Origin of the sequence: Mesosutterella multiformis (assembly GCF_003402575.1) — a bacterium.
GTDB classification, from domain to species: Bacteria; Pseudomonadota; Gammaproteobacteria; order Burkholderiales; family Burkholderiaceae_F; genus Mesosutterella; species Mesosutterella multiformis.
The window spans coordinates 1,828,587-1,852,337 of record NZ_BGZJ01000001.1 but is presented as its reverse complement, the minus strand read 5'-3'; the positions used below and the strand labels follow the sequence as shown (position 1 = coordinate 1,852,337).

The 23,751-nt window shown below is 56.5% G+C and carries 24 protein-coding genes; 15 read left to right on the top strand and 9 right to left on the bottom strand.

Annotated features, from left to right (window positions below; translation table 11 throughout):
* The first annotated feature begins 44 nt into the window (after window positions 1-44).
* The 5 genes from hutX (at window position 45) to M4NBBH2_RS08405 (ending at window position 2,980) form a co-directional block, all read left to right on the top strand.
* Window positions 45-551 carry a heme utilization cystosolic carrier protein HutX gene (hutX, locus tag M4NBBH2_RS08425; RefSeq protein WP_116270511.1) on the top strand — a complete coding sequence of 169 codons (507 nt, stop codon included), beginning with the start codon at window positions 45-47 and terminating at the stop codon, window positions 549-551.
* Window positions 551-1,015, top strand: coding sequence for a flavodoxin family protein (locus M4NBBH2_RS08420; protein WP_116270510.1), 465 nt, complete (start codon window positions 551-553; stop codon window positions 1,013-1,015). Before hutX ends, M4NBBH2_RS08420 begins: the two co-directional genes overlap by 1 nt.
* Window positions 1,016-1,150: 135 nt before the next feature.
* Entirely contained in the window at window positions 1,151-1,816 is a 666-nt protein-coding gene (locus M4NBBH2_RS08415; RefSeq protein WP_116270509.1) for a MotA/TolQ/ExbB proton channel family protein, read from the top strand.
* On the top strand, window positions 1,809-2,201 hold the full coding sequence (locus M4NBBH2_RS08410; protein WP_116270508.1) for an ExbD/TolR family protein: 393 nt from the start codon (window positions 1,809-1,811) through the stop codon (window positions 2,199-2,201). Before M4NBBH2_RS08415 ends, M4NBBH2_RS08410 begins: the two co-directional genes overlap by 8 nt.
* A complete protein-coding gene (locus M4NBBH2_RS08405) occupies window positions 2,201-2,980 on the top strand; it encodes a TonB family protein (RefSeq protein WP_116270507.1) in 780 nt (259 codons plus the stop codon). Before M4NBBH2_RS08410 ends, M4NBBH2_RS08405 begins: the two co-directional genes overlap by 1 nt.
* A 632-nt stretch (window positions 2,981-3,612) precedes the next feature.
* Here M4NBBH2_RS08405 and M4NBBH2_RS08400 read toward each other — a convergent pair.
* From M4NBBH2_RS08400 to M4NBBH2_RS08385, 4 genes are all read right to left on the bottom strand, one after another.
* Window positions 3,613-6,162 carry an autotransporter outer membrane beta-barrel domain-containing protein gene (locus M4NBBH2_RS08400; protein ID WP_116270506.1) on the bottom strand — a complete coding sequence of 850 codons (2,550 nt, stop codon included), beginning with the start codon at window positions 6,160-6,162 and terminating at the stop codon, window positions 3,613-3,615.
* A 369-nt stretch (window positions 6,163-6,531) separates the two neighbouring features.
* Window positions 6,532-7,659 (bottom strand): oxidoreductase, encoded by a 1,128-nt coding sequence (locus M4NBBH2_RS08395; protein ID WP_116270505.1) that lies wholly within the window; start codon window positions 7,657-7,659, stop codon window positions 6,532-6,534.
* Window positions 7,660-7,822: 163 nt separating this feature from the next.
* Window positions 7,823-8,908 carry an NADH-dependent flavin oxidoreductase gene (locus M4NBBH2_RS08390; RefSeq protein WP_116270504.1) on the bottom strand — a complete coding sequence of 362 codons (1,086 nt, stop codon included), beginning with the start codon at window positions 8,906-8,908 and terminating at the stop codon, window positions 7,823-7,825.
* Between the two features lie 92 nt (window positions 8,909-9,000).
* Window positions 9,001-9,504, bottom strand: coding sequence for a Panacea domain-containing protein (locus tag M4NBBH2_RS08385; RefSeq protein ID WP_116270503.1), 504 nt, complete (start codon window positions 9,502-9,504; stop codon window positions 9,001-9,003).
* A gap of 200 nt (window positions 9,505-9,704) precedes the next feature.
* Here M4NBBH2_RS08385 and M4NBBH2_RS08380 point away from each other — a divergent pair, with 200 nt between their 5' ends.
* The 3 genes from M4NBBH2_RS08380 to M4NBBH2_RS08370 all read left to right on the top strand — a co-directional run bounded on the left by M4NBBH2_RS08380 (window position 9,705) and on the right by M4NBBH2_RS08370 (window position 12,191).
* A complete protein-coding gene (locus M4NBBH2_RS08380; RefSeq protein WP_116270502.1) occupies window positions 9,705-10,289 on the top strand; it encodes a pyridoxamine 5'-phosphate oxidase family protein in 585 nt (194 codons plus the stop codon).
* A gap of 113 nt (window positions 10,290-10,402) precedes the next feature.
* A complete protein-coding gene (locus M4NBBH2_RS08375; RefSeq protein WP_116270501.1) occupies window positions 10,403-11,404 on the top strand; it encodes an IS30 family transposase in 1,002 nt (333 codons plus the stop codon).
* Window positions 11,405-11,516: 112 nt separating this feature from the next.
* A complete protein-coding gene (locus tag M4NBBH2_RS08370) occupies window positions 11,517-12,191 on the top strand; it encodes a S24 family peptidase (protein ID WP_116270500.1) in 675 nt (224 codons plus the stop codon).
* An 81-nt stretch (window positions 12,192-12,272) separates the two neighbouring features.
* On the opposite strand, the gene M4NBBH2_RS08365 is transcribed toward M4NBBH2_RS08370, so the two are convergent.
* Window positions 12,273-12,695, bottom strand: a complete 423-nt coding sequence (locus tag M4NBBH2_RS08365; RefSeq protein ID WP_116270499.1) for a ferritin family protein — start codon at window positions 12,693-12,695, stop codon at window positions 12,273-12,275.
* A 67-nt stretch (window positions 12,696-12,762) separates the two neighbouring features.
* Window positions 12,763-13,761, bottom strand: coding sequence for an AraC family transcriptional regulator (locus tag M4NBBH2_RS08360; protein ID WP_116270498.1), 999 nt, complete (start codon window positions 13,759-13,761; stop codon window positions 12,763-12,765).
* Between the two features lie 196 nt (window positions 13,762-13,957).
* Here M4NBBH2_RS08360 and M4NBBH2_RS08355 point away from each other — a divergent pair, with 196 nt between their 5' ends.
* Together M4NBBH2_RS08355 and M4NBBH2_RS08350 are read left to right on the top strand one after the other, a co-directional pair.
* Window positions 13,958-14,584: a flavodoxin gene (locus tag M4NBBH2_RS08355; RefSeq protein ID WP_170135125.1), complete on the top strand. Its 627-nt coding sequence runs from the start codon at window positions 13,958-13,960 to the stop codon at window positions 14,582-14,584.
* A 17-nt stretch (window positions 14,585-14,601) separates the two neighbouring features.
* Window positions 14,602-15,138, top strand: a complete 537-nt coding sequence (locus M4NBBH2_RS08350) for a flavodoxin (protein WP_116270496.1) — start codon at window positions 14,602-14,604, stop codon at window positions 15,136-15,138.
* Window positions 15,139-15,321: 183 nt separating this feature from the next.
* Here M4NBBH2_RS08350 and M4NBBH2_RS08345 read toward each other — a convergent pair whose 3' ends face one another.
* On the bottom strand, window positions 15,322-16,290 hold the full coding sequence (locus M4NBBH2_RS08345; RefSeq protein WP_116270495.1) for a LysR family transcriptional regulator: 969 nt from the start codon (window positions 16,288-16,290) through the stop codon (window positions 15,322-15,324).
* Between the two features lie 359 nt (window positions 16,291-16,649).
* Between M4NBBH2_RS08345 and M4NBBH2_RS08340 the strand changes: the two genes are divergently transcribed.
* Window positions 16,650-17,975 carry an anaerobic C4-dicarboxylate transporter family protein gene (locus M4NBBH2_RS08340; protein ID WP_116270494.1) on the top strand — a complete coding sequence of 442 codons (1,326 nt, stop codon included), beginning with the start codon at window positions 16,650-16,652 and terminating at the stop codon, window positions 17,973-17,975.
* Between the two features lie 233 nt (window positions 17,976-18,208).
* A complete protein-coding gene (locus M4NBBH2_RS08335; protein ID WP_170135124.1) occupies window positions 18,209-19,429 on the top strand; it encodes an MFS transporter in 1,221 nt (406 codons plus the stop codon).
* A gap of 76 nt (window positions 19,430-19,505) precedes the next feature.
* Here the strand turns inward: M4NBBH2_RS08335 and M4NBBH2_RS08330 are convergent, their stop codons facing one another.
* Window positions 19,506-20,309: an alpha/beta hydrolase family protein gene (locus M4NBBH2_RS08330; protein WP_116270492.1), complete on the bottom strand. Its 804-nt coding sequence runs from the start codon at window positions 20,307-20,309 to the stop codon at window positions 19,506-19,508.
* Between the two features lie 222 nt (window positions 20,310-20,531).
* On the opposite strand from M4NBBH2_RS08330, the gene M4NBBH2_RS08325 reads away from it, so the two are divergent.
* Both M4NBBH2_RS08325 and M4NBBH2_RS08320 read left to right on the top strand, forming a co-directional pair.
* A complete protein-coding gene (locus tag M4NBBH2_RS08325; protein ID WP_116270633.1) occupies window positions 20,532-21,176 on the top strand; it encodes a MarC family NAAT transporter in 645 nt (214 codons plus the stop codon).
* Window positions 21,177-21,618: 442 nt separating this feature from the next.
* The gene (locus M4NBBH2_RS08320; protein ID WP_022443879.1) at window positions 21,619-22,242 is read left to right on the top strand and encodes a helix-turn-helix domain-containing protein; all 624 of its coding nucleotides are present in this window, start codon (window positions 21,619-21,621) and stop codon (window positions 22,240-22,242) included.
* A gap of 80 nt (window positions 22,243-22,322) precedes the next feature.
* Here the strand turns inward: M4NBBH2_RS08320 and M4NBBH2_RS08315 are convergent, their stop codons facing one another.
* Window positions 22,323-22,796: a NanQ anomerase/TabA/YiaL family protein gene (locus tag M4NBBH2_RS08315; RefSeq protein WP_116270491.1), complete on the bottom strand. Its 474-nt coding sequence runs from the start codon at window positions 22,794-22,796 to the stop codon at window positions 22,323-22,325.
* 197 nt (window positions 22,797-22,993) lie between these two features.
* Here M4NBBH2_RS08315 and M4NBBH2_RS08310 point away from each other — a divergent pair, with 197 nt between their 5' ends.
* Window positions 22,994-23,728: an alpha/beta hydrolase-fold protein gene (locus M4NBBH2_RS08310; protein WP_116270490.1), complete on the top strand. Its 735-nt coding sequence runs from the start codon at window positions 22,994-22,996 to the stop codon at window positions 23,726-23,728.
* The last annotated feature ends 23 nt before the right edge of the window (window positions 23,729-23,751 follow it).

Sequence of the window (23,751 nt, the reverse complement as noted above, 5' to 3'; positions counted from 1 at the left end):
ACAGAACAGATTTTTTCACTCCACCTACTTAAGGAATTAATTGAATGACGGAAAAAACGATGGAAGAAAAAGTGGCCGCGGTGCTCTCCTCCAAAGCCCCTGCGACGCTGAAAACGCTCGCCGCCGCGACCGGACTCACGGAGCTTGAGGCTTCGAAACTCCTTCCCGCGGATTCCCGGGCTTATGCGGATGGATCGAAATTTGACGCGGTCTGGAGCTCGGCCTGCGCCTGGCCCTCCGCCACGTTCTTCCTTGAGCATCTCGGAAACGTGATCGAAGTGAGCTGCAAGCTCGCGGAAGGGAAGCACGGAATGGGCTACTACAACATCTTCCACGGTTCCCCGCTTGGCGGTCACCTGAAGGCGGACGCCGTGAAGACGATCGGTTTCATCACGCTTCCCTTCATGGGACGCGAAAGCCACTTCCTCGCGTTCTTCAATGAAGAAGGCGAATCGATGTTCCAGGTCTATGTGGGCCGTGAGAACCATCAGCTGATCCCTGAGGCCCGCGACGCGTTCCTCGCGCTGAAGGCCGAGCTCGGAGCCGCCTGATGACGGATACGAGACCCGTACTCGTCGCCTACAGCTCGGGCACCGGGAACACCGAAGCCGTGGCCCGCGCGATTGCCGCGTCAATCCCGGGTTCTGTTCTCAGGAAGGCGTCTGAGGCGGGTGACCTCTCGGCCTACCGCCTCGTGCTTCTCGGGTTCTGGATTGATATGGGCGAGATGAGCGCGGACGCGAAGGCTGTAATGGGCCGCGCATCCGGCATGCCGCTCGCGCTATTCGGCACGATGGGCGGGGATCCGACGTCCCCCCGATTCCAGTCGTTTCTCGAACGGGTTCGCGGCGAAGCAGCCGCGTCCGGAGCCGATCTCCTTGGGATTCGGATGTGGCGGGGACGCGTGAGTGACGATGTGGTCCGCATGATGCAGGAGGCCGGGATGATGACGCCAGAAGTGGAAGCCCGGCTGAAGGCGTCAAGCCTCACACCCCGACCAGACGGATCTCTCTGAAGCCGGAGCCTGGGCCGCTGGGATTCTCAGCACTCAGCGGCAGCCGATTCCGGACTGAGGCAAACGAAAAATGGAAGCCGGTTCATGTACCGGCTTCCCGCTTTTAAAACATAAACATAAAAAGAAGGCACCAGAATGGGTTTAGCGAAAATGTACGAACTGATCGGACCCGCGGGTGTAGCGCTGATTCTTGTCGCTGCCGCGGGTCTTTACCTCACGATCTGGACCGTGATTTATCTCATCCGGACCGGCCGGGGCTTCCGTTCGACGATCCACGAAGCGGAGGCGGACGGCGGCCGGCATTTCCGCGAGCGGACGGAGGGGAACCTGAATCCGCTCGTCTGCGTCGTCCGGGAAGTGGTTTTTACGCATGGATCCCATTCAAACGATATCCGGGCTGAGGTCGCGTACCTCTTTCATAAGCACCTCGCTCCCGTGAATAACAGCATGTGCTGGCTGAAGCTCATCGCGGCGATTTCGCCGCTTCTTGGGCTTCTCGGCACGGTGCTCGGCATGGTGGGAGTCTTCCAGACGATCGCCGTGAACCAGGCACCGGACCCCGCGGCGCTCGCTTCCGGCATCTGGCAGGCCCTTCTCACAACCGTGATGGGCCTCGTGATCGCGATTCCGGTGCTCATGGTCTACTACTGTCTCCTTCTCCGCATTAAGGGTTTCCGGATCGAAGCGGTGGAGCATAGCTACCGCGCGCTTGAACTGGTGCAGGGCGGCCGCCCGACGCTTGAAAAAGAAGTGAAAGCTCAGGCGGAAACGCCGCGCGACGCGGGAGTCCGCTATGTTTGATGATGAGAACGAGGAACCCCGCATTGACCTCACGTCTCTGATCGACGTGATCTTCATGCTGGTCATCTTTTTCGTGATGACGATGACCTTCAGTTCAAAGCCGGTGCTTGATATCGTGCTGCCGGAGTCCACTCAGGCAAAAGCCTCAGAAGTGCCCGAAGAACTCCTTGTTGCCGTGAAGGCGGATGGCTCGATCTGGGCGGACGGACGGCCGATAACGCCGGAAGGGCTCGCCTCTTTCATTGATTCAAAACCCGCGGACGCGGTGCTGAACCTCGCGGTCGATAAGAAAGCGCCGTTCGCGGCCTTTGTTAAGGTTGTGGATGTGGCGAAGGAAAAGAAGTCCGGCCGATTTGTGATCCGGACAGAGGAGGTAGGAAAGTGATGGTGGGTGAAACCGCGGATCCTGTGCTCCTCTCGTCACGCGCCGGCGGCCGATGGCTGACGGCTGGGGCTTTCGTGCTGGCCGCCGCGCTGCTCGCGACGCAGAGTTTCGATCTGAAGCGGAGCGCGGCCCCGAAACCGGATTTCGCGATGGAAATCCGGGTCGCGGAAACGGTGAAGCCTGCGCCAGCTCCCGCGCCAGAAGTGAAAAAAGTGCCTGAGGTGAAGCCGGTCCCCAAGGCAGCGCCCGTCACGGCTGCGCCGCCCGTGAAGCGGGAGGTTCAGAAACCTCGGGTGATCGCGTCGCGTACCGCCGTAAGCCCGGTGACTGTTGAGGAGCCGAAACCGGCAGCCGCTCCCGCGGTTCCTGAGATTCCCCGTCCGGTAACACCGCATCCTGCGGTTTCCGCCCCGGCCGCGATCCCCCTGAGAGCCGCGTCTCCCGCCGTAAAAAAGGCGCCGGCCGCTCTTCCCGCGGCACCTCAGCCCGCGGTCAAGACTTCCGACGTGGCGTCGAAACTGATCGCCCTCGTGGAGCGAAAGAAGCGTTACCCAAAGAGCGCCCTCCGTTCAGGCACAGAGGGCGTTCTTGAAATCACGTTTTCGCTGAGCCCCGCGGGAAAGATCCTGAAAGCCTCGGTATCGAAAGGTTCCGGGTTTTCAGTTCTGGACGCAGCGGGTGACGTGCTTGCTTCCGCACTTATCGGGGAATCGGTTGGTGAAACCGGCCGTGCGATGAAAATCACGGTCCCGCTTCGGTACTCACTTAAAAACAGCTGATGATTCAGGAGATTGAGGTCAGACTCTCACTGATCACAAGGCAGAATCATAACGTTAAGGAAAGATTCAGACTGGGGTGAATTTGTATTCGCTCTGGACTACATGAGATCCGGGTAAAACGGGATTTCTCCGCTTTTCAGTATCAGTCAGAAGAACGATAAGACGACAAATCGCTGACGGTATCAGGTTGCTTTTACAAATTTTCACTGTAGAGATAACAAAAATTTATTTAAACTTTTATCCAGTTCAAAGGTGATTCCATCTGAAAATCAGGAATCGCCAGACGGGGAGGATATGAGTGTGAAGCCTCCCGTCAGACAGGCGCACGGCGCTTTCTGCCGTCTGCGTGCAGTCTGCCTTTGGAGACTGGAAGCAGAAGCGGCTTTCCAGGGTCTAAACGGAGCGTCAGTCCGGTCGTCATAGCGTTCCGTACAGGCGGCAGGCTCCGCGCGCCGGATGAGGTTTTCCTTTTGTGTTTCGCATGACTTCCTGAGCTATTCTTATTTCAGATCCGGGCAGAGCAATCCGCCCGGTTTTTTTGTGCGTGACGCAGCAAAAATCCCCCGGGAGAATGAGATCTCCCGGGGGATTTCGGTATCAGAGGTTTGCTTCAGAGAGAAGCGAAACGCTGATTAGAACGTGTGACGGATACCGACGTTCCAGCGATAGCGCTCATCCACTTCGCCGCCCGAAGTGCGTTCGAAGTCGACGTAACCGTAGGTGTTCTTCGTGAAGCTGAAGTTGGCACCGACACCGTATTCAACCCAGAAGCCGCCGAGGTCGTCCTTCAGGTTGCTGCGGGCAGAGGCATTCTGAGCGGACATCTTCAGGTCGCCGAGGAAGTCGTAGTTGCCGGACACGCGGGCATAGATACGGCCCTTGTTTTCAGCGAACTTCGCGCCGGCGCGGACACCGATGCGGGCGATGAGCGAGTTGTAGTCGCTCTGGTCAATCTTCACACCGTTCGAAGCCGTGTCATCAGCGCCGCCGACCGTGCCGTAGGTGAGTTCAGCCTGCGGTTCAACGAAGGCGTACTGGCCGAGGTCCTTATGCCAGCCGGTTTCAGCGCTCACCGTGAAGGCGTTGTTGTCATAGCCGCCCTTCATGTTGCCGAACTCGTAGTCGGTGCTCATGCGGGTGTATTTGCCGATCAGGTCGACATACACGCCGTTCGAGCCGAACCAGGTGCCGTAGGCCGCGATGCTGTAAGCGTCCATATCGCCGTCACCGCCGGTGTAATCAGCCTTGCCGTTCGTGTAGATGAACGCGCCGCCGACCTTCCAGCCGGTCTGGGCGATATCGGTATCAACACCGACCTGGACCGAGTTGTTCTTGCTCGTGAGACCGTTGTCACCGTAGGAGAGCTTGGAGCCGTAGACACGGGCCCAGGCGCCGACACCCTTCGGAGCGTCGCGGAGTTCGCCCATACGTTTCGTGAGGTTATTCAGGTCGTGGCGGAGAAGCGTCATCGAAATGGCGCCGATCGACTGCAGGCTGTCGAGCTTGGTGTTGCGGACAGGCGCGGCAACCGTCGTCGTGCCGTCGGTGTTCTCCGTGATCGTCAGAGCGCCGTTCACATCGCCTTCAGCGACGGTCGCGACACGCGTCGTTTCGGTGGCGAGTGCGCCGGTCACAGCAGCGGAAGTCAGTGCGGCGAGTTCAGAGGCGGAGATCACGTCTGAATTCACCGTCGTGCCATTCGTGCCGACCATATTCACGGTCAGGGTCGGAGTGCCGGACGTGGTGCTGACCGTGGTAGCGGAAAGAGAAGACGTCTTATAGGTGCCGTCAGCATTCTTTTCAACCGCGGTGTTCACCGTGCCGCCCGTGCCGGTCAGATTGTCAATCGTAGCGGTCTGGGAAGCATCCGAGAACGTCACGGTACCGTTATTGAGCGACAGGTTATTGATCGCGAGCGGGGTCGTGGAGGAGCCGGACTCTGACGAAGTCGCCGTAGCGGTGTTGGCAACAATCCAGGTGCCGCCGTTAGACAGGGAGAGGTTAAGCCCCGTCACGGTGCCGTTGGAAGTTTCACTGTTACCGCCGTTACTCAGAACCGCATTGCCAGTCCAGAAAGAGTTGGCATCCGAGAGATTGAGATTGACGGTCGAATCAGCGATATTACCGGAGTTAGCTTCGTTGTAGTTGTATTCAATATTACCGGTCAGCTGGACGGTCTTGTCCTTGTTCGGGTTGATCGTGATAACTGATCCGCCGCGGGTCAGGATGGCGTCGCCGCTGCCTGCGTTCACGGTCAGGTTGCCGTTGACATTTACGCGGCTGTTTGACATCGCAATGATGCTATACTGGTGAGACTCACCGGCGCCGGACGTGACATTGATCACCGTGTCCTCGGCATTGATGTTGATCGTGGAAACGTCACCCTTGTAGTCAGGAGTCACAGAGCTCTGAGCGAAGAGGCCGTAGGCGTCGTCCGTATCCGAGTGAGCGTTGATGGTGAGAGACTTGCCGTTCACCGTAACCGTGCTGCCAACCTTCGGGCCGGCAAAGATACCGAATGCCTTGCCCTTCGTGGCGGTGGCATTCAGAGTCGTAACGGAAGAATCCTTTCCAAGGGTAACAGTTCCGATGCCGGTGTTCCCCGAGGCTTCAATCGCCCGAGCCATGGTAACGCCGTTCGCAGAGATATTGATCGTGTCGCTGTTCACGGTAACCGTGCTGTTGTTCAGGGCAACGATGCCATGCGCTACGCTTTCCGCGCTGGTAGCGTCAAGTGTAAGGGAGGAACCGTTCACAATCACGTCGCTTCCCCGGCCACCGGCGGCATAAATGCCTCTCGAAACACCGTTGGCAGAGGTCGTGAAGGAAACCGTCGAAGTGTCTCCGCCCACGGTTAAGAGAGCCCCAGTAACTTCTGCATTGTCATTCTGCTTTCCGGGAATGTTGAACACGCCGTATGCCGTGCCGAGTGCCCCGTCATCCGGATCGTTCCCTGAACTGGTGACAGTTACGGCAATCGTCGGATTGGTAATGGAGGCCTCAAATCCGTTGTAGGAGGAGATGCCGTAGGGATAGATGCTGGAAACGGTCTGATTGGCGACATCAGTATCCGGTACCGATATATCTGCTTTATTAACGTAAACAGCGGACGAAGCAAGAGCCGCACCAGAAACGGTGGCCAGCACAGCAGCGGCAACTGAAGAAATAAGTATCTTATTCATTTACTAACCTTCGATGTGATAACTGGACAAGGCGTCGGTTAAAACGACTATGCCATTATCCACTCTACGGAAAAACGTCAATTACATTTAATAATTACAAATTCATTCTTATAAATTTAACTTATAAATCATTAAAATTAAACAAAATTTTATAAATAATGATTCCGCTTCTCAATTAAAAATATCAATGAAGATAACGAAAATTTTATGATAGTTATGCTGTTTTTAATGAAATCCGTAGATCGATAAATGATTAAAAACATTACATCGTTATTTTTAATTAATTTTTTCACACCTTAACTTTCTGAATTCCGGGTAAAAAAAGAGCCTCCGGGCAGTGATGCCGGGAGGCTTTTCCGAAGAGGTTATTTACGGAAGCTTCGCGGGGCCGTCTTTGTCCGGAACCCAGGGCCAGAGCACCTTGGGAAGGTGGTAGCTGTCATTTTTGGATTCATCGCGGAATCGATCGATCAGGTCATCCCGTCCCTCACGGACAAGGCGCGCGAGATCCGGGTTCAGCATGACAGATTGCCCGGCGGCCGCGAATTCCGTCCAGCCGGAAGACACCGCGCGTTCAAAATCTGCCCCGGTCACAAGCTCCCCGGCTCCGATCACGGCAGTGCGTCCCGCCACGGCTTCGTGAATCAGTTCCATCCGGGACTTTGAGGTGTCGGCCCCGCGTCGGACCGCATGGAAGAAGTTCTGCTGCGACACATGGAGATACTGAATCGGACGCTTGACGATCTCAGACACTGCGGCGAGGGTCTCTTTCATCGTGATGCCTTTTTCACCCGGCTGCTCAGGCGTGATCCGGTAGCCGATGATGAAATCCTTTTGTCCAGCCTTTTTTTTGACATCAATGACGGTGTCCAGCACCGCGAGCGGGAACCGAAGCTGGTTTTCCAGTGACCCGCCCCAGCGATCCGTTCTTCTGTTCGTGGCTTCTGACACGAACTGCGGAAGAAGGAAAGGACCGGCTCCGTGCACTTCGACGCCGGCGTATCCCGCCTTCATGCAGAGTTCAGCCGCGTAAGCGAACTTCTGAATCAGTGACTCAATCTCAGCTTCGGTTAGTTCTGACGCCTTCCCGTCCGGCGTAGCGGAAGGTCCCCGCGGCTGACGGTCCGGGAGGAAGTCGGGGTTAGCGAGGATCCCGCCGTGGAACAGCTGCGCGATCGGGATCGCACCGAGCGACCGGACGATTTCCACTCTTTCCCGGAGGCTCGGAAGATCAGCCTCTGAGAGCGCCCGGGCCTGTCTGTAGAAGCTTTGGCCTCCGGCGTCGACGAGCGTCGCACCGGTTACATAGAGTCCGAAACCTTCGCCGTGATGCTTCAGAAAATCGCGTTCATCGTCGCTCACCGTTCCATCCGGGTTCTGACAGTAGAGCGTGAGCGGGGCGACCGCGAGCCGGTTCGGGACCGTGACGCCGTTATTCAGGGTGTAAGGAAGAAAGAGATTGCTGTAATCGTTTGCCATAAAGGGAACCTTTTTCATTCAAAAGCCGGAGGAACTGCTTGAGAGTCCGTGTTTCCGGCGTTCCCGGTAATAGTAGACGCGGGTACTACGAGCCGTGAGGCTTTCTCTCAACCGGTAAAGAGAAGAAAAAGCCCGGAGTTCAGTAGAACGGCCGGGCTTTTTAGAGTGGAATTCAGTTGAGTTATTGCGGGAGACGGGGCCAGAGCACCTTCGGGCAGTGGTAAGCCGCTTCCTTCACGGGGTCGAGCTTTGTCTGAATCTCGGAATCGCGTCCCTCGCGGATCAGCGTGGCGAGATCCGGGTTCAGCATGACGGCGCGCCCTGTGGCGGCGAGTTCAACCCAGCCGGTGCCGATCGCCTTATCAAAGTCATCCCCCGTGAAGAGGTTCCCGAGACCGATCAGAGCGGTCTTCCCCGCAATCGCTTCGTGAATCAGGTCAAGCCTTGAGCGGGTTTCATCAGCGCCCCGGCGGGCGTTCTGGAAGAATTCCTTCTCAGACACGTGGATGTATTGGATATCGCGCTTGATAAGTTCCTGAATAAGGGCGAGTGTTTCCTTCATCGTGATACCGACTTCTTCAGGTTCCTCAGGCGACAGGCGGTAACCGATGATGAAATTCTTCTTTCCGGAGCGCTCCTTTACGCGGAGCACGGCGTCGAGCACCGCGAGCGGGAACCGCATGCGGGCTTCGTTTGAGCCGCCCCATTCGTCCGTGCGGTGATTGGTCGCGCCGGAATAGAACTGCTGAATGAGATAGCGGTTGGCGCCGTGGATTTCAACGCCGTCGTACCCCGCGACGAGGCAGAGTTCTGCCGCGTGGGCGAAGGCCCGGATGATCGCTTTTACTTCAGGAGGCATCAGAGCCCGAGCGCCGCGCTCTTCGTTTTCACTCGGCCCCACCGGAACATGATCACGAAGAAAAGCCGGATTCCCGAGAATCCCGGCGTGGTGGATCTGCGCAATGGCGAGAGAGCCGTTCGCGTGCGTCAGACGGACGCGCTCCTTCAGGGCCTGGAGGTCGTAATCACGGATCGCGCGGGGCTGGCCGGGGAAGCCCTGGCCGTTATCGCTTACGAGCGTCGCGCCATGGATCACCATGCCGAAATTCCGGCCGCGGCTTGAAATGAAATCGCGTTCTGCTTCACTGACCGTTCCGTCCGGGTTCTGGCAGTAAAGTGTCAGAGGGGCAATGACAAGCCGGCTTTGCAGCGTGACACCGTTATTCAGAGTGAAAGGCTCAAAAAGCTTTGCGTGGGAATCCGTCATTGAATTGCGCTCCTCTTATATCAGTGATTGGGTCAGCAGACCGGGCGGGCTGATTATAGGGCGAAGCGGGAGCGGAAACTTTTTTTCAGGGTTCAGCCGTGGGGAAAGCGGCTGCGGTCAAAGGGTTTCCCGTGCGCGGCGAAGAGAGCTTCAGCCGTGATCGGTACGGGATCAGCTCCATCAGGCTCAATCCACTCGGGGTAATAAGCCCGGATCTGAGCGGGAGAGCCGAAGAAGGGCAGGGGGAGCGATCCGAGCTCTTCGATCGCCCTTTCAAGAATTCGGGTGTCACTCCCGGGGAGCGCCGGAGGCTGCCTTCTCAGATCCAGCTTCAAACGGCCGTCCGGAAGGTTCCCGATACGGGTCAGCCAGGCGAGCGGCGGTTTCGTGGACTCGAGTAGCTCCTTGATTTCAAGGACAGCAGTCCCCTCCGGGAGAGAAACCAGAGTTCCTCCCGTAAGCGGAAGCCCCCGCTCGAGCAGCGAGCGGCGTTCCGACAGGTAGAAGAGCGACGAGAGTGTCGCCTTCGTCATAACACGGCCCGATCTGCCGAGGAACCAGGCCGTGATATCCGAGGCTTTGATGATGCTGAACATTTTGTAGTTATGAAAGGTTTTAAAGCCTTCGTTTCCGACTCCATGAGGTGTTGACCTTACCCGTATTCCCGAAGAGGAAAACAGTCCCGGGAAACTTAAAATCAGAAAGAAGACATCGCAAACTTGTAGAGCTTTGCTTTCGACCCTATAGCATACCCAAAGGCTATGCTTAACGTATACACCGTAAAGATTTCGTGAATATGAAAGAACAGAACGGCAGTACATCAGGCCGCCCGATGAGGCGGAAAGAGCGTGAACTCACCGTGGATCAGGCCTGGGAGGTCGTGGAGGGGACTGATCACGCGGTGCTCGCCACGGTTGATGATGAGGGAAACCCCTATGGGGTTCCTATCACTCCTGTCGCGGCTGATCGGAAGAGGATTTACTTCCATGCGACCGGAAAACCGGGCGGCCGGAAATCAGACAACATGAAGATGAACCGCAGGGTATCTCTGACCTACATCGGAAAGGAACTGACGGTTCCGGAGCTTTATACGGTTGACTACGCGAGCGCGATTGTGGAAGGCACGGCATCAATCGTTACGGATCCGGCAGAGCGCGCGGAGGCGATGGTTGCCATGGTGAGGCGTCACGCTCCCGGGAATTCTGATGCCCGGAACGCGATTCAGTTTACCAACCGGCTCGGGGCGCTCGCGGTATGGCGGATTGATGTGGTTTCGATTTCCGGCAAAGCCCGTGCCGCGGCCAAATGGGAAACCGGAAAGACACTACAGGAACCTACGCCGATGCCTGTGCAGCCGTGGCTTGTCGGCGCTCCAAAGTAGATCTGAAATATTTTAACGGCGAATTATCACTTCAAGTGCAAAGCCTGAGAAAAGAATAGTGGCCCATAAAGCTTCCATAATAGAGATTGTCAAGATAACTATAGAGGGAGCTCATGAGCCACTATTATCATCTTACTCTTCGGGACAGAGTATTTATTTCGGCTTTAACGATTTCAGGCAAATCCCTGTCTGAAATTGCATGTGCGATTGGGAAAAATGTTTCTACGATCTCCCGCGAACTGAAGCGAAACAAGGCTGTATCGGCCCAGGATGGGGCTTCAGCTGCCTATGATCCCTGTGCCGCGCAGGCCCGATATCAGAGACAGAGAAAGCATTGCGGAAAGAGAAACATTCTGAAGTCTGACTCGTTGCTGACAAGGATTGTCTCAAATCTGCTGGTTAAGAAATTCTGGTCTCCGGAGCAGATTCAATACCGTCTCAGAAAGGAGCTGCCGAATCTAAGGATCAGCGCCACGACAATCTACCGAGGAATCAATTCTGGCTTTCTGGATCGCTTTGTGGATGGCCGAAAGATGTCCCGACACCTGCGACACCACGGTAAAACGCGTCACCGTAAAGGCATGACCGAGAGGCGAGGAAAGATCCAGATCACTCACAGCATTGAAGAGCGACCCCTGGAAGCTCAGAACAGATCTTGCCTGGGGGATTGGGAAGGCGATACCGTCATCGGAAAAAAGGGCGGAGCCTGCCTCACGACTCTGGTCGATAGGAAGTCCGGCTTTCTCTGTGGCGGGAAAACCGCTTCCAAGACTGCGGCCGATGTGTCTGCCGTAATTGAGAAATCTCTGTCAGATAAGGATCTGCGTACGATTACCGTAGATCGCGGAAAAGAATTTTCCTGGGCTGAAAAACTGGAGAAAGATCTCAGAACCAAAGTGTATTTCTGCTTGCCTCATCATCCATGGGAGAAAGGAAGTAATGAAAATACAAACGGACTTCTTAGAGACTTTTTCCCAAAAGGAATGAGTATCGATAAAATTTCTCAGGCAGAAGTTCAGAAACGGTTCAATGCTCTGAATTTCAGACCCAGAAAACGTCTCAATTGGAAGTGTCCGGCTGAAGTCTTTTATTCAGTAACTTTGCACTTGATTTGATAATTCACCACGGATAAAAGTCCGCCGAGTGACTCTGTGAGGAATTGATATCAGGCACCTAAATTTGATATTATAGAAGTGTTAACAATTACGAAAGTCAGAGGCGCCCGGCATGACGAGCGATAACGATCGGCTCAGAGCCGTATTTCTGAAGCGTTCAAAAATCTCCCAGCGGGAGTTCGGTGAGCGTTATGGTATCGGCACAGCCGGCATGGTGAATCAGCTGCTCCTGGGCCGTCGGCCGGTGAGCCTCGCCGCGGCGGTGAAGTTTGCCGAAGGGCTTGGCTGCGCGATTGATGACTTCTCCCCGGAACTCGCGGCTTTCGCGAGAAAAGCGGCTTCCTTTACGCACGAGATTGAAACCGATATTGACAGCGCGATTCATCCGAACCGGATACCGGTGCTGACGGGTGAAGAGGTGGCCTCAAGAAGCCGCGGCAAAGAGGATGAGCCCGCGGGCTGGACTCTTACGGATCACCGAATGGCGGAAGGTTCCTTTGCGCTCAGAATCGAGGATACGCAGATGGAACCGCATTTCACCGCGGGTGACATCGTGATTATTGAGCCGATAGCGCCGGCCGCGGGGGGCTGCGTGGCCGCTCTCCCGTCGGGTGCCGGCAGAGCAGTGTTTATGCAGTACTCTCCGAAAACGGATCCCGTTTCCGGAAAAACGGAATTCGATCTTCTGCCGAGCAACAATCTCTATCCGGTGCTTCACTCGACCGAAGGCAATATCCGGATTCTCGGCGTGATGACCGAGCACCGGTCGTACAGACGGAAGCGCTGATCGGGAAAACCGATGAAAAACAAGCGGGAAGAGGTCTTTGGACCTCTTCCCGCTTTGCTTATGAGAGAAAGAAAACGCCTTTTACTTCAGCGTCTTTCCGTGAGCCTTGAAGACCGCCTCGAGTCGTTTCGCGTGTCCTTCTTCCTCAGGAATGGTGTCTTCGATGGCGTCCGCGATATCGTCGCGGCCGGCTGCACGGACTTTATCCGCGATCGACTGAAGCGCGGGACGGGCGCTCGCCTCAGCCTGCCAGAAAGCCCGGGCACGATCCCAGATGGCGTCCTCAGCGCTCACGCCTTCGCCGAGCATGGAAGCGTAACGGCCGCCGTGCGCCGCGTCTTCGTTCGCGTTGGCCTGCATGGCGTCCGCGAGGTCGTTGAGACCGTGTTCGCGCGCCTGGGCGATCAACACGTAGTACTCCTCAGAGCCTTTCACTTCAGCCGTGTGAAGCAACCGGATCTGATCCTCGAACGACGCGCCCTTGGCGCTTCCATAAAAAGCCATAATCGGGTTCTCCTTGGTATTGATGCGGTTTCAGTTCTGAGTTTCTTCTGAAAAACTTATCCTGCGCTTAGCTGATGGCCCGGTAGGTATTTTTCTGCGCTTCTTCCAGGCTCTCAGGCCAGCTGCCGTTCGCGGCATTCTTGCGCCAGAACGCCTCGCCTTTCCGGAACTGCTCGAAGTCGCCGCGCGGGCTGAGACCGAACTGGCTTCGGTAGTCGCGCGAGAACTGCGCGGGAGATTCGTATCCAAATTCGTAACCCGTCTGAGCTACTGGAAGTCCTGAGAGTATCGCTCTTCGGGCTTCCTGGAGTTTGAGTGATTTCTGGTATTGGAGCGGTGACTGTCCGGTGACCTCGCGGAAATACCGGTAGAACGTCGGCTGACTCATGCCGATGCTCTTCGCAAGCTCACGGAAGTCAATGGAATTGCGGAGATTTTTCCGGATTTCAAAGGCGGCCTTACGGATACGGTACTCCGGGGCGCCGACCGTGAAGATCTGCCGGAAGGCGGCTCCGCCCTGACTCACAAGGAACCGGAAGATGATTTCGCGTTGGATAAGCGGGGCGAGAATCGGGGCTTCTTCCGGCGTTTCGAAGAGTTCCACGAGTTTCGCGTAGGCGTCAATCACTTTGATATCCGGCTGCATGATCCAGGCGGCTCCGGAGAGATCCTCCGCGTCAGCCCGCTTCGGGATCGGAATGCCGCAGGCGTCCATTTCGGACGTGATCTTCACGACCTCATCCTCCTCAAGATCAAATGACACGCCAAGAAACGGTGTCTCATGGGTCGCACCGATCGCCTGGAAGCTGTCGAGCATGTCGACACCGACCACGAGGCATTCACCCGCCGTGTATTCCACTGTTTTTCCGCCCATCAGGGCACGTTTCGCTCCCTGCACGAGGAGCCCCATTCCGGGGTGAGCCGAGCAGGTGGCGGCGCAGTTCGATTCATCGCGCCGGTGCAGCGTGACACCGCAGAGCGTGCGGCTTTCTCCGGCTTCCGGAAGCAGCTTCATGTGAAGTGATGCGATTGAGCGCAGATGCTCGGCGTAATCAGCGTTATTCATGAGGGATTTTCTGACTGGGGAAATAAGGCTCTGATCATTTTAATAGTAGAGAGAAAAGGTTTAGAGGCTTTTCAGGACTGATAAAAATAAGCAAGTAAAACAGAAATTTCCCCGTAACCCATTGGGGAGCCCCGGGGCTACAGTTTTCTCCGTGGACCGGATGAGGATAAAAGCAGCCGGGAAGTGGGGGAAAGGCATGAAGAGAAGGTCATTATTAAAAGCAGGGGTCGCGTTCGCGGTCCCGGGAGTCCTGAGTTTCGGAGCCTCAGCGAAGCCGGTCTCCAAGGCGAAGGCTCCGAAAATTCTGGTTGCCTATTTTTCTCGGCCCGGCATGAACTATGTCTCAGGCGACATGGTGAACCTTCCGGTGGGGAACACGGAAAAGTTCGCGAAGATCATCGCTAAGACATTGGATGCTCCGCTCTTCAGGATCGAACCGGTAACGCCTTATCCGTTTGACTACCGGAAGACCACAGCGATCGCGCGTGAGGAACGTTCGGCAGGAAAGGCGAGAGACGCGAAAGCGATCCCTGATATCCGGGGCTACGACGTGATCTTCTGGGGGCACCCGATCTGGTACGGCGAGATGCCGTATATCGTGCGGGGCGTGCTTTCAAAGCTTGACTGCGCAGGGAAAACGATCGTCCCGTTTGTGACTCATGAAGGAAGCGGGATCGGGGATACGGCGAATCTCGTCCGGTCGTTCCAGAAGAGGGCGGCAGTCCGCGAGGGGCTTGGCATTCTCGGGACGCGTTTCGCGAGAAACGAACCGGTGGAGCCTGAGATCACTGCCTGGCTTAAGCGCCTGGGCTATCAGAAATAATCAGGAGGAATTTCAGTATGGATTTCAACGGAAAGAAGGTTGCTGTGGCACGGTTTTCGCGCCCCGGCATGAACTGGGTGTCGGGGTCGATTGTGCCGCTTAAGGTGGGCAACACGGCGAAACTCGCGGACGTGATCGCGGAAGAAACCGGGGGCTCGGTGTACGCGATTGAACCCGCGGCGGCTTACCCCGATGACTATCGGGCCTGCACCGATCAGGCGGCGAAGGAACTGAAGGAAGACTGCCGGCCGGCGCTGAAGCACCCGGTTCCGGATATGGCTGATGTCGATGTTCTTTTTATCGGATACCCGATCTGGTGGGGCGAAATGTCGATGCCGGTGAAGACGTTTCTTGAATCCGCGGATCTCTCAGGCAAGACGGTGATTCCGTTCTGTACGCATGAAGGAAGCGGCATCGGTGCAACAGTCGGGAGCGTGAAGCGGCTCGCTCCGAAAGCGCGTGTCACATCAGGTCTCGCGGTGACCGGATCAACGGCAGCTGAGGGCGGTGAAGCGCTCCGCCGCCGCGTCAGGACTTTCCTCTCCTCGCTCTGATAACGGACTGAAAGGAGACTCTCCGGATGGTGATCGGGAGCCAGACGCTCCGCGCGGTCATTGATACCGTGAAGAATCGGCTCGAAGACTTTGAGTCTCAGGAAGTGATCGCCGCGTCGACGGATATCACTGAGTCACGTCTGTGAAAATTGCCCGGATAGAAACCTATCCGGGCTTTGCCGCTCAGAGGCCTTTTCTCGGGAATGAGAAAAAGGCCTTATTCATTTCGTCCGTGTATTTCGTCGCGCGGACAGTCAGCCAGTCAGCGAAGAGCCTGACGCGCTTTTTCCGGAGTGCCTTTTCTGTTGTGATCACGCAGCAGTGCCGCGGCGGTCTCGTCCATCCCCGCATCACGGGGACAATACGGCCGTCTTTCAGATAGTCCACACACTGATCAAACGCCATGTCGGGTACGATGCCGGCGCCTAGAAGGAGTGCGTCACGAGCGTTTACCTGACTCGTAAATGCCATAGTCTGCTTCCAGTCGAGCTTTTCTGTCACGCCGTTTTTGGAGAGATAGGAAACCGAGGTTCGGTTCGGAAGTCTGAGGAGGAGTCCCGTGTGACGCATACAGTCAGACGGCCGCTCAGGCTCTCCCTGCTGTGTCAGGTAGGCAGGAGACGCACAGGCGATGAAATGCATCGGGCCGCAGTCGCGGAGAATGGCGCCTTCAGGAAGTTCGTCTGACGGCCGGTACATGAAGACAATATCGTTTGACTCGTTATCCGGTGTGGTCAGAAATTCGGAAACACCGGACACCATATCTTTCACTTCAATCGAAATTCCCGGATGCTTCATCTGGAACTCGACCGCGGAAGGAACAATCAGGCTTTCACGGAACCCGGCGGTAGAGGCGACATGAATCGGACCGGTAAGTGAATCAGCAGAGTCAGTCAGTTCTTCCTCGAGCTCTTCCTCAAGCTGCAGGATTCTGAAGACGTAGCTGTAGTAGCGCTTGCCTTCCGGTGTCAGCTTCATCGGACGCTGGCTTCGATCGAAGAATTTTGACTTCAGTTCCTTTTCCATCGCGCGGATGATCCGGAAGGCGTTACTTGGCTCAATATGAAGCTTTTCGCAGGCTTCACGGGCGCTTCCGGTTTCAACAATTTCGCAGAATACGCGGAGATTTTCGAGGTTCTCGATTTTCTTCATGGCGTCCTCCTCCTCTCTCTGAGTCTGCTCCCGCCGAGTTCAAAAACCTGTTAAGTGGCTGAATCTGACCACTTATTGGACGGCTATGAACCTTTACCGCCTCCTGATGATCTCCAATAATTTACTTAAGTCATTTTACTTATTCAGGGATAGGGAGTGGGTAGATGACGAGTATCCCTGTGAGGGTCCGGGGCCTGGGTAACAGACACGGCCTGGACTTCGGACACCCGGTCGGGAAGAACAGGAGAACGAGGCGGAGGAGTTCGAACCACCGCCCTTCCAAAGCAACCAAGAGAGAGGAGGGAACGTTTTAGGGAGGGTCGCAGGTCTAAACCTCCCGGAGCGGTTCCATGTCATCTATGTCAATATTTTTCTGGATTGAGCTCGTGATCGTGCTTGCCGTGATTTTTATCGGCGCGCGGTTTAACGGTGTTGGTCTCGGTATCTGGGGCGGCGTCGGTCTGTTCCTGATCGCGGTCCTTTTCGGCGTGAAGCCGACCGCCCCGCCGGTTGATGTGCTGCTGATCATTCTTGCTGTTGTGACAGCAGCCGCGACGATGGACGCGGCCGGAGGCATCGATTTTCTGGTGTCGGTGGCAGAAAGAATTATTCGTGCGAATCCGAAGTACATTACGATTCTTGCCCCGCTGGTGACCTGGCTCTTTACCTTCCTCGCTGGAACCGGACATGTGGTGTATCCGCTGCAGCCCGTGATTTATGAAGTTGCGATGTCGGCTGGTATCCGTCCGGAACGCCCGATGGCGGTGGCCACGATTGCCTCTCAGCAATCCATTACGGCATCCCCGGTCTCGGCAGCCACGGCGGCCATGCTCGGCATGTTCGCGGCCTATAACTGGACGAGTTTCGGTCTTGCCCAGATTCTCGCGATCTGCGTTCCTTCGACGCTGCTCGGCGTGATCGTGGCGGGTTTTGTCTCCATGTTCCTCGGAAAAGACCTCGCTGATGATCCTGAATTCCAGGCCCGCGTGAAGGCGGGGCTTGTGAAGATGCCGGATCCGAATGGAGCGAATAAGGTGCTGAAGCCTCACGCCAAGCGTTCCGCCATTGTGTTCCTCGTCTTTGTCGCGATCGCGGTGGCCTCCGGCCTGATTCCGGAACTCCGTACGCTTCGCGGGGAAACCAAGCCGCTCGGTATGGCGACCGTTCTTGAAATCTTCATGCTCGTGAACGCTGCGGCGATTCTTGTGACCTGCCGCCCGAAAGTGGACGATATCGTGAAGACCCCGACGATGCGCGCCGGCGTGGTGGCCATGATCGGCATTTTCGGTCTGGCCTGGCTCGGTGACTCCTTTGTCGGTGCCAATAAGGCGGATCTTCTTGCCGCGGTCGGCGGTATTGCTCAGGCGATGCCCTGGACCTTTGCCTTCGTGCTCTTCTTCGTTTCCGTGCTGCTCTACTCGCAGGCCGCCACGGCCCGCGCTGTGATGCCTCTTGGCGCTGCTCTCGGGATTCCGCCTCAGACGCTGATCGGTATGTTCCCGGCAGTGAATGGCTACTTCTTCATTCCGACCTATGGGTCTCTGGTCGCCGCCATCGCGTTTGACGGATCCGGAACGACGCACATCGGCAAATACGTTCTCAACCATTCCTTCATGATTCCGGGTCTTGTTGCGACGATTGTGGCGGTGACGACCGGTCTCGGCATCGCGGGGATTCTTTACTAAGAAACATGGTTTGTCTCCGGTAATCCAGGGAGGCCGGGGAGGGGAGGATTGGAAAATAATCGGGAACTTCTCCTCTCCCTTCTTTTTTCCTGGCATCGGACGATAAACGGAACCTCAGTGTTTTGAAGGGCGGGAAGATATTCCCGCCCTTTTTCTGTCTCTAAGCTCTGTCCTCAGATCCGGTCAGTCGCATAATGTCGGAAAGAAAATTAAATCCTAAAGGACTGCGGAATATGGCCGGAGAAAAAACTGAGGAGCAGGGCCTCACCACGGCGGACGCGCTGCTTTTCGCGGCAGCCGCGGGCGTTGCGGTTGGAAATCTCTATTGGACGCAGCCGCTTCTCGCTCGGATCGCGGAAAATTTCGGCGTGCAGGCGTCGGTCGGCGGTCATCTGATGACAGCCACTCAGGTGGGGTACGCGCTCGGCATTCTGCTCCTCGTCCCGCTCGGCGACATGGCAAACCGCAGAAAACTTGTCACCACGCTTCTCGCGCTCTGCGCGGTGTCCCTTGTAATCGCGGCCTTCGCGCCTCACTTCGGCGTGCTGGGGCTGTCACTTGCGCTGGTCGGTTTTACGACCGTGTCAGGGCAGGTGATTCTTCCGATGGCGGGCGGCCTTGCCGCTCCGCAGGACCGCGGTAGGATTGTCGGCATTGTGACATCCGGCGTTGTGGTCGGCATTCTGTTTGCCCGGACCGTGAGCGGCTTTATTGCGAATCTCGCGGGGTGGCGTTCTATCTATATTGTTGCGGCCGTTCTGAATATCATCCTCATCTTCGCGTTAAGAAAGCGGATTCCGACTGCCCCGGGCGGCGTGAGGATGCCGTACCCGAAACTGATCCTTTCTGTCTTCACGGAGGCCCGCCGGGTTAAGAATGTCGGACCGGTGCTGCTGATCGGAGGCTTTGGCTTCTGCGCGCTGCAGCTCTTCTGGACCGCGATTACTTTCCTTCTTGCCGCTCCGCCCTTTGGCTACAACACACTCGAGATCGGGCTCGTGAGTCTCGTGGGCGTCGCGGGCGCTCTGATTGCCGCGAAGGTGGGCGGGCTCATGGACCGGGGTGTCGGTATTCCGGCGCAGGGGTGCTTTATCGCGCTGGGGGTTGCGGCCATGCTCGTCTCTTCTCTGGGGAGTCACTCCATTATTCTCGTCGTACTGGCGGCGCTTCTGATGTCGCTTTCATTCCAGGGAATCGGCATTCTGAATCAGACCACGCTCTTCCTGCTTGCCCCGAAGTCGAGGAGCCGGCTGAACACCGCGTTTGTCGTGAATAACTTTATTTTCGCGGCTTTTGGATCAACGCTCGCCGCGGTGCTCTGGGATTATGGCGGCTGGGTGATGGTGTCTCTCGGCGGTGCCGCGTCGCTTCTCATCGCGCTCTCGGTCTGGGCCTGCGCGAAGAAGAACCTGAAGGCGGCGACAGATGCTGCCCGGGGAGAAAAGACGGAATAAAGAGAAGAGGCGCCGGGGGCAGACGAGGGGAGCGAGAGGGAACAACCGCCACTGCTCTCCCTCTTTAGGCCTTAGATTATCGGATGATAGCCTTCGCGGCGAAATTGAGGAACCGGTCACGCCACTCGGTCGGATACCCGAAGGACGTCAGATGTTTCTCCTTCAGTGCCATCCAGATTTCCCGGTTTTCGGGCAGAGCCTTCAGCATGTCATCCATCTCTTTTTCAGGGACCGAGTCATCCCGCCCCGGATACAGATAAGCGACAGGGATTTTCACTTCCCGCAGCGCGTCAATCGGATCCTCTGAAACGGAATCCGGCAGAAGTCTGGCTCCGAGATGACCGACTCCGGGACCGTAACGGCGGATCATCCAGCCGCGGTGCGTTGCCGTCACAGCCTCAAGAATGATCGCGGCGGCGCCATCTGGGTGACGTCTCAGAAGCCTGAGCAGCGCGTCGCCCCCGGGGCCCTGACCGAAAAGCACGAGTTTATCCGCGGATACGCTGCGCACATCCCGCGCGTAGCGGTAAACCGCCTCCGCATCATCCACCATGCCGTTCAGCGTGAGTTTCCCGGTGGAGCGGCCGGTTTCCTCCGGATCGTAGAGGATCACATTCCACCCAGACGGAACGAGCCAGGAAACCTGAGGCAGGTGAAAGCCCATGTTCCGTGTACAGCAGTGAGCGTAGAGCACCGTGCCCTGGAGCGGTTTCCCATCCTGCGGCAGCGCCTTAAGCCACAGTCCGGAGATGACAGAGCCATTGGGCCCCGGTGTCTCGAAGGTTTCTCCCTCGAGACCGAACTGCCGATGGTCCCAGTACCGCCGGCGGTCAGTTTCAAAGAAAAGTCCTTCTGCTATCCGATTCAGAAATCCAGCCATACCGGTTCCTTCTTCAACGCATGGTCAAGTCACTTCTTGATCCTACACATTCTGAAGCTGAGGAACAGAGCGATTCTGATCACTTAAGAAAACGGGGCAGGTACAGATAGTTCTTTATTACATGTTTATTACTGTTAAAAATATCATTTTTTAACAGTCAATTTGCGTAATTAAACGGAATAGCCGATGATTCTGTCGATAAAACCTGAAAAAGCTGGCCGTATGGAATCCGCTATTACCTCATCCTTTTTTCTCGGGGCGCTCGTGTCACTGGTCGTCATCACGAATCCGCTCACCAAAATCCCGCTTTTCCTCAGTCTCACGGAAGGCTGGAGCTCGGGGCGGCGCCGGAGCGAAGCGGCTCACGCCGCGCTCGACGCGTTTTTCATCATGGTGGCAAGTCTCGTCGCTGGTAATCTCCTGCTCTCGTTTTTCGGCATTTCTTACGGAGCGATGCGGATCGCGGGCGGCTTTGTGGTAGCCGTGATCGGAAATCAGATGCTGTTTGGCGTGAAGACGCCGAACGATTCAGAGCACGGTGAAAAAGGGAGCGACGGATGCGCGTTCTTCCCGCTCGCGATGCCGGGAATCGCGGGCCCCGGGACGATTGCCGTGGTAATCGGTTTCTCCACTCAGATCGCGGAGGCGGACGGTCTCCAGACGAAAGCCGCGATGTTTGCCGCGGTGACCGCGGCTGCGGCGCTTTCCTCCTTCCTCACCTGGGCCGTCATGCGGGGAGCGGATTCCTGCTCAAAGGCGCTGGGTCCATCCGGTACCCGGGTCCTCACCAAGATCATGGGTTTTCTGCTGATTTCAATCGGAATTCAGTTTGTGGGATCCGGAATCCTCACCTTTTTTCCGAAGTGAGAGGCTGGAGGATGCATGTCAGATTCCGCGTCAGTAAATTTGGCTTAAATGTTGAAAAAAGATGTCCGTAGTCAAAACTTAGTCAAATTTACATGTGATACGAAAAAATAAAAAAAATTAAGTTAAACAGTAAGTAAAAATAATTGAAACCCACTTAAATCGTCAACTTGTTGTAAAATATAGGTAGACAAAAAGAGAGTCTCCGGTTAATTCGCGCGGGTTGTGGCGCGAGCTTCATTGCCCGGATTTTTGTTCAGCTTCGGCTCCAGAGAATGAGCCCCATATAAGAAAGAATGAAAGAACTATGCAGTCATCCGTCATCGGCCGGATGAGCAGAACCGCGGGAGAGTTTCTCCTGCGTCGGTCTGCTCACCGGACCGCGGCAAACACACAGCCGCGGAGGAGAGGCGGAGGCTGTCCTGATAGAAGTGGGGAGTGAATTATGGCCACAACAGAAGGGCTTCGCGCTGAACGCCTTGCGCGTGTAAATGATGCTATTCAGGGCAGCGGCTATAACCAGACAGAAATCGCGCGGGCGATGGATGTGTCGAAGGCGGCGGTATCGCGCTGGATGACAGGGGCAAGCTGCCCGACCAGAGATAAGATTGTTGCGCTTGAGAAGCTGCTTGGACTTCCGGCTCGGTCACTCGTGAACGGAACCACAGGCGCTCCCTCCAAGTCTGAAGAGGAGCTGACGGTTGAGCCGCTCATCCCGTCGCGCGGCGAAGGGGTGCTGCAGTCAGTCCGGCTGTCGAAATCCGCTATTGAGTCGTTCGGGCTGAAACCGGGCTCGATCAGCGCTTACCGGATGGATAATCCGGCGCTTGGGCAGCTGATCCCGATCGGCTCCGTTCTTATCGTTGACCGGAGCGTGAAGACCGCTCAGGCGGAAGGCTTCTACCTCGTGCAGGATAACGGCGTGAAGCGGATCGGACGCTACACGTTTAAGCCGGATGGGAAACCGCGCCTCATGCGGGGGCTTGAGGATGACCCGGCGAGCGCCATGCCGCCTGAAACAGAGGTGCTTGGGCGTGTGAAGGCTGTGCTCGTGGTGACGGAGACATAATTCCGGCGGCGCGCGGTCATGGCATAAGAAAGGGCGGCTGAAAAGCCGCCCTTCGTGTATCCGGATGAGAATACCGGTAATCAGAGTTCCGCGAGATCCGCCCGGATCTTGAACACCGCCTTCTTATGCATGGCAGGGCCCGTGACCGCGAGGTTCGGCGCGTGGCGCTCTCCCGGGAAGTAGATCGCGAAGTCACCAGGCTTCATCGTCACGGTTTCTGCCGGATCCAGATCCGGGTAAAAAGCGATGTCGTCACGCTCAAGCCGGTCATCTGTGGGTGTCAGGTGGTTCGCGTGGGTAATGAAGTCCTGACGCTCGTCCCCTTCAAGCAGCAGCTGAATATCGATATAGCGTGCGTGAGCCTCAAACTTTCGGTCTGAAGCGGGGCGCGTCATCCCTTCCTCAACATTCACGTAAAATGCCGAACCTTCAATTTCGTGACGCCCGGTTTCGAGGTCACCGCCATGCGCCGCGAGGTAAGCGAAAGCGCGCGAAAAGACTTCAGGAAGATAGGACTTCAGGTTTTTCCACTCGGACAGCGTGCCGGAAATCATGTCGGGTTCTCCAGTTGATAAGGGATGGGGAAGCTGCCCCGTCCCGATGATGTCCGACTATTTTAGGACGGCTCCAGGGTGTTCTCGCGGATACTGCGTTTTTCCCCGAAATAGGGAGGGGAAAAAGGGCTCAGTGTCAGACGTCCGCGCGCTTTGCGTTACGATGAAAGGACCAAATGAAGGAGGATGGTTAGAAGATGGCTTACGTTGTGAGCAAAGCGCTTTCAGGCCGCACGGTGAAGGTCTACCGGGAGAGCGAATATCCGGTGCCTGTCATTTTCTCGACCCAGTATCAGGAACAGGGGAAAACGGTGCTCGAGCTGCTCGCGAATCTCGGCGCGCCGGAAGTGAATCTGGTCACGATTTCCGATCTTCACTGGGAAGAGGACCTGTCCCCCTGGGCTCACGGCTCTGTGCTCGCTTCAACCGATCACTTCACGGGCGGCGCGCCTCAGTATCTCGAGTTTCTCGAGAAGGAAGTGATTCCGTTCGCATCGCAGCACCTAGCCCTCGATCCCTCCACGCTGATTCTCGCGGGCTACTCAATGTCCGGCCTTCTCTCCGCCTATTCGCTCTTCATGACAGACGACTTCCCGTACCTCGTTTCTGCCTCAGGTTCTCTCTGGTTCCCGGGGTTCCTCCCGTTCGCGAAGGAGCAGGGAATCAAGGGATCGCCGAAGGCGGTGTATCTGTCGCTTGGTGACACTGAGAGCCATTCCCGGAACCCCTACCTCAAGGAAAACGCTTCAGTCACGTCCGCGATTGCCGGGCTCAGCCGGGAAGCGGGAATTCCCACGGCGCTGATCTGGGAGCGGGGCGGTCACTTCAATGAACCGGCCGCGCGGCTTGCGCGCGGGCTTCGCTGGGTCCTTGGCGTGATGCGGGGAGAGGATATCAAGATCGAAAGCCGGAAGACGCCTGACGGCGTCTGATCCGCGTTTGGTATCGGCTTCAC